This window comes from Roseicyclus sp., assembly GCF_052168335.1.
GTDB lineage: Bacteria > Pseudomonadota > Alphaproteobacteria > Rhodobacterales > Rhodobacteraceae > Roseibacterium.
On sequence record NZ_JBQLZP010000016.1, the window covers coordinates 1 to 4,470 of the forward strand.

Annotated in this window: 5 protein-coding genes; 3 read left to right on the top strand and 2 right to left on the bottom strand. The window is 68.6% G+C overall.

Translation table 11 applies throughout. From position 1 onward, the window contains the following. Positions 1-251: hypothetical protein (locus ACTS11_RS00580; protein WP_442638413.1), on the bottom strand; the 251-nt coding region annotated here is incomplete at its 3' end. 10 nt (positions 252-261) lie between these two features. Beyond that, positions 262-915 carry an alpha/beta hydrolase gene (locus ACTS11_RS00585; RefSeq protein WP_442638414.1) on the bottom strand — a complete coding sequence of 218 codons (654 nt, stop codon included), beginning with the start codon at positions 913-915 and terminating at the stop codon, positions 262-264. Between the two features lie 171 nt (positions 916-1,086). On the opposite strand from ACTS11_RS00585, the gene ACTS11_RS00590 reads away from it, so the two are divergent. The 3 genes from ACTS11_RS00590 (at position 1,087) to sufB (ending at position 4,359) form a co-directional block, all read left to right on the top strand. Next, positions 1,087-1,548: an Rrf2 family transcriptional regulator gene (locus ACTS11_RS00590; protein WP_442638415.1), complete on the top strand. Its 462-nt coding sequence runs from the start codon at positions 1,087-1,089 to the stop codon at positions 1,546-1,548. Between the two features lie 84 nt (positions 1,549-1,632). Next, a complete protein-coding gene (locus ACTS11_RS00595; RefSeq protein WP_442638416.1) occupies positions 1,633-2,685 on the top strand; it encodes a cysteine desulfurase family protein in 1,053 nt (350 codons plus the stop codon). A 153-nt stretch (positions 2,686-2,838) separates the two neighbouring features. Further along, positions 2,839-4,359: a Fe-S cluster assembly protein SufB gene (gene sufB / locus ACTS11_RS00600; protein ID WP_442638417.1), complete on the top strand. Its 1,521-nt coding sequence runs from the start codon at positions 2,839-2,841 to the stop codon at positions 4,357-4,359. Positions 4,360-4,470 lie beyond the last annotated feature (111 nt).

Below are 4,470 nucleotides of genomic sequence, written 5' to 3' on the forward strand. Positions count from 1 at the left end.
GGCTGCGGCTCGGGTTCCGGCGGGGCGTTGGCGGCGCGGTGCTTGGCGAGCTTCTGCTCGAGGAGCTTGCGCGCCCGCTTCTCGGCCAGGCGCACCCGCACGAAGGTGCGGAACAACTCCTCCGTCGTCGGCGACGAGTTTCCGAGCGCGCGGGCGATTTCCTCGTAGAGGCGGTCGTCGTCCATCGCCTCGGCCGCGGCGATCACGTCCTGGGCGAGCCGGTCGGCGAGGGTTTCGGTGATCGCGCTCATCCCTGCGTCCTCAGCGGGTGCTCTCGGTCAGGCGGCGGCGCACGTAGTCCTGCACCGACCTGATCATCGGGTCCATGTGCGGGTCCTCGAAGAAGTGGCCGGCGCCCTCCATCTCCTGGTGGGTGATGGTGATGCCCTTCTGCTCGTGCAGCTTGTCCACGAGGATGCGCGTGTCCTGCGGCTTGGCGAAGCGGTCGTTCGTGCCGTTGATGATCAGGCCCGAGGCCGGGCAGGGCGCGAGGAACGAGAAGTCGTACATGTTGGCGGGCGGCGCGACCGAGATGAAGCCGGTGATCTCGGGCCGCCGCATCAGGAGCTGCATGCCGATCCAGGCGCCGAAGGAGAAGCCCGCGACCCAGCAATGCTTGGCGTTGGGGTTGAGCGACTGGAGGTAGTCGAGCGCCGAGGCCGCGTCGGACAATTCGCCGATGCCCTGGTCGTATTCGCCCTGGCTCCGCCCGACGCCGCGGAAGTTGAAGCGCAGCACCGTGAAGCCGATCTCGTGGAAGGCGTAGTGCAGGTTGTAGACCACGCGGTTGTTCATCGTGCCGCCGAACTGGGGGTGCGGATGCAGGATGATCGCGATGGGCGCGTCCTTGGCCTTCTGAGGGTGATAGCGTCCTTCGAGCCGGCCCTCGGGGCCGGGGAAAATCACCTCGGGCATCCACCTCTCCCTCGCGAGCGGGGCGTGGCGGGGTTTCTTGACGCGCCGCCTTGCGCTCCCTAGTAGGATTCAGTCCGGGGGCGCAGGCCCCCGGGTCGGTTCGCAGTTAAGCGCCGCGGGCGCAAAGGTCAATTGGTCCGGGCATTCCGCGCGGACCTCCGGGAGAGACCCATGAAGCTGTCGACGAAGGGACGCTATGCGATGGTGGCCATGGCCGACCTCGCGCTTCTCAAGCCCGGGGACCTGAGCGCGCTGTCGGAGGTGTCGCGGCGCCAGAACATCTCGCTGCCCTATCTCGAGCAGCTCTTCGTGAAGCTGCGGCGCGCGGGCCTGGTGGAGTCGGTGCGGGGGCCGGGCGGCGGCTACCGGCTCACGCGCGCGGCCTCGGACATCCGCGTGGTCGAGATCTTCGCCGCCGTGGACGAGACGGTGGACGCCATGCACAAGGGCGCGGGCGCCACGGGCGGGCTCTCGGGGAGCAAGGCGCAGAGCCTGACCAACCGCCTCTGGGAGAGCCTTTCGGCGCATGTCTACGTGTTCCTGCACCAGACAAGGCTGTCGGACGTGGTGACGAACGATCTCACGCCATGCCCCGCGGTCCCGACGCTCTTCGAGGTGGTCGACGAGGGCTAGACCGGCGCCGCGCGGCCATCGAGGCCGCCCGGCGCCGCGCGCCTCCGGCGCGGTGCGTATTTGAGGAAAGATGAAGGACGGGCCATGTCCGGGCGGAAGCGTGTCTATCTCGACCACAACGCGACGATGCCGCTGAGGCCCGAGGCGCGGGCGGCGATGCTGGCGGCGATGGACGTGGTGGGGAACCCCTACTCGGTCCATGCCGAGGGGCGGGCGGCGAAGGCGCTGATCGAGCGGGCGCGGGCGCAGGTGGCGGCGGCGGCGGGGGCGCAGGGGGCCGACATCGTCTTCGTCTCGGGGGCGACGGAGGGCGCCGCGCTGGCGCTGGCGGGCAGGGGGCTGCACGGCGCGGGCGTGGAGCACGACGCGGTGCGCGCCTGGATTACGGAGGACCTGCCCGTTGCGCCGGACGGGGCGGTGGCGGTGGCCGATCCCGCGCTTTCCACGCTGCAGGCGGCGAATTCGGAGACCGGGATCGTGCAGGCGCTGCCCGCAGAGCTCGCCGTTTCGGACTGGACGCAGGCCTTCGGCAAGCTGCCCATGGCCTTCGACTGGTCGGGCGTGGAGATGGCGCTGATCTCGGCGCACAAGATCGGGGGGCCGAAGGGAATCGGGGCGCTGATCCTGCGCCGCGGCCTCGACGTCGCGGCGCGCATCCGCGGCGGCGGGCAGGAGATGGGGCGCCGGTCCGGGACGGAGAACCTCATCGGCATTGCCGGATTTGGTGCCGCAGCCGCGGCAGCCCTACAGGATCTTGAAGCGGGCGTCTGGGCGCGGGTCGAGAAACTTAGAAATATTCTAGAAACAACTCTGGAAGCTTCCGCGAAAGGGACTATTTTTGTCGGGCAAGGCAGCCTGCGCCTTCCCAACACGTCCTGCATCGTCACGCCGGGCTGGAAGGGGGAGACGCAGGTGATGCAGATGGACCTGGCCGGCTTCGCGATCTCCGCGGGATCGGCCTGTTCCTCGGGCAAGGTCCGGGCGAGCCAGGTGCTCACCGCCATGGGCCTCGACGAGCGGGCGGCGGCAAGCGCGATCCGCGTCTCGCTCGGGCCCGACACGACCGAGGCGGAGGTGCGCGCCTTCGCCGAGGCCTGGGGAGCGGCCGAGGCCCGCTTCCGCGCCCGCGCGGCCTGATCCCGGCCCGGTTCCGGCCTGGCCCGGGCGCGGTCGCCGGGGCAGGCCCGAGACAGGACCGGGTGGCGATCACCCGAAGGAAACGATGCGGCGCGGCAGGCGTCGCCCAGGAAGGGGCCGCCGGACGCTTCGCTCCGGGCCATGGAGGTAGACATGACCGCACTCGACACCGAGATCCGCGACGGCGTGGAACGCGAGACGGTGGAGGCCGTCAAGGCGCTCGGCGCGAAGTACAAGTACGGCTGGGAGACCGAGATCGAGATGGACTTCGCGCCCAAGGGCGTGAGCGAGGACATCGTGCGCCTCATCTCGGAGAAGAACGGCGAGCCCGAGTGGATGACCGACTGGCGCCTCCAGGCTTTCAAGCGCTGGAAGCAGATGGACGAGCCGGACTGGGCGATGGTGAACTACCCGCCGATCGACTACCAGGACCAGTACTACTACGCCAAGCCCAAGAGCATGCGCGAGAAGCCGAAGTCGCTCGACGAGGTCGATCCCGACATCCTGCGCACCTACGAGAAGCTCGGCATCCCGCTGAAGGAGCAGATGATCCTGGCCGGCGTCGAGGGGGCCGAGGATGCGCCCGCCGAGGGCCGCAAGGTCGCCGTGGACGCGGTCTTCGACAGCGTCAGCGTGGGCACGACCTTCCAGAAGGAACTCGCCAGGGCCGGCGTCATCTTCTGCTCGATCTCCGAGGCGATCCAGAAGCACCCCGACCTGGTGAAGAAGTATCTCGGCTCGGTCGTGCCGATCACCGACAACTTCTTCGCGACGCTGAACTCGGCGGTCTTCTCGGACGGGTCCTTCGTCTACGTGCCGCCGGGGGTGCGCTGCCCGATGGAGCTCAGCACCTATTTCCGCATCAACGCCGAGAATACCGGCCAGTTCGAGCGGACGCTGATCATCGCCGACAAGGGGAGCTACGTGAGCTACCTCGAGGGCTGCACCGCGCCCAAGCGCGAGACGCACCAGCTCCACGCCGCGGTGGTGGAACTGGTCGCGCTCGAGGACGCGGAGATCAAGTATTCCACCGTGCAGAACTGGTATCCGGGCGACGAGCAGGGCCGGGGCGGCATCTACAACTTCGTGACCAAGCGCGCGGATTGCCGGGGCGACCGCTCCAAGGTGATGTGGACGCAGGTGGAGACCGGCTCGGCGATCACCTGGAAATACCCCTCCTGCATCCTGCGCGGCGACGACAGCCAGGGCGAGTTCTACTCGATCGCCATCGCCAACAACGCGCAACAGGCCGATACCGGCACGAAGATGGTGCATCTCGGCAAGCGCACGAAGTCGCGCATCGTGTCCAAGGGCATCAGCGCGGGCCGCGCGCAGAACACCTATCGCGGGCTCGTCTCGATGCACCCCAAGGCCAGGGACAGCCGCAACTACACCCAGTGCGACAGCCTCCTGATCGGCGACAAGTGCGGGGCGCATACGGTGCCCTACATCGAGGTCAAGAACAACTCGAGCCGGGTGGAGCACGAGGCGACGACCTCCAAGGTGGACGACGACCAGCTCTTCTACTGCCGGAGCCGCGGCATGGACGAGGAGGAGGCCGTGGCGCTCGTGGTGAACGGCTTCTGCCGCGAGGTGCTCCAGGCCCTGCCGATGGAGTTCGCGATGGAGGCGCAGCAGCTTGTCGCGATCTCGCTCGAGGGCTCGGTCGGCTGACGCCGCGGGGCCGACGACACACGCAAGCACCTTTGGTTCAGCGAGCTGGCAGGACATGAGGATCGACTGGAAATTCTGGCTGAGGGCGGCGGAGCCGCGCCCCCGCTATGC

Excerpts from the sequence above, each read along its gene's own strand:
- ACTS11_RS00585 (WP_442638414.1), bottom strand. The coding sequence starts at position 915 with ATGCCCGAGGTGATTTTCCCCGGCCCCGAGGGCCGGCTCGAAGGACGC.
- ACTS11_RS00590 (WP_442638415.1), top strand. The coding sequence starts at position 1,087 with ATGAAGCTGTCGACGAAGGGACGCTATGCGATGGTGGCCATGGCCGAC.
- ACTS11_RS00595 (WP_442638416.1), top strand. The coding sequence starts at position 1,633 with ATGTCCGGGCGGAAGCGTGTCTATCTCGACCACAACGCGACGATGCCG.
- sufB (WP_442638417.1), top strand. The coding sequence starts at position 2,839 with ATGACCGCACTCGACACCGAGATCCGCGACGGCGTGGAACGCGAGACG.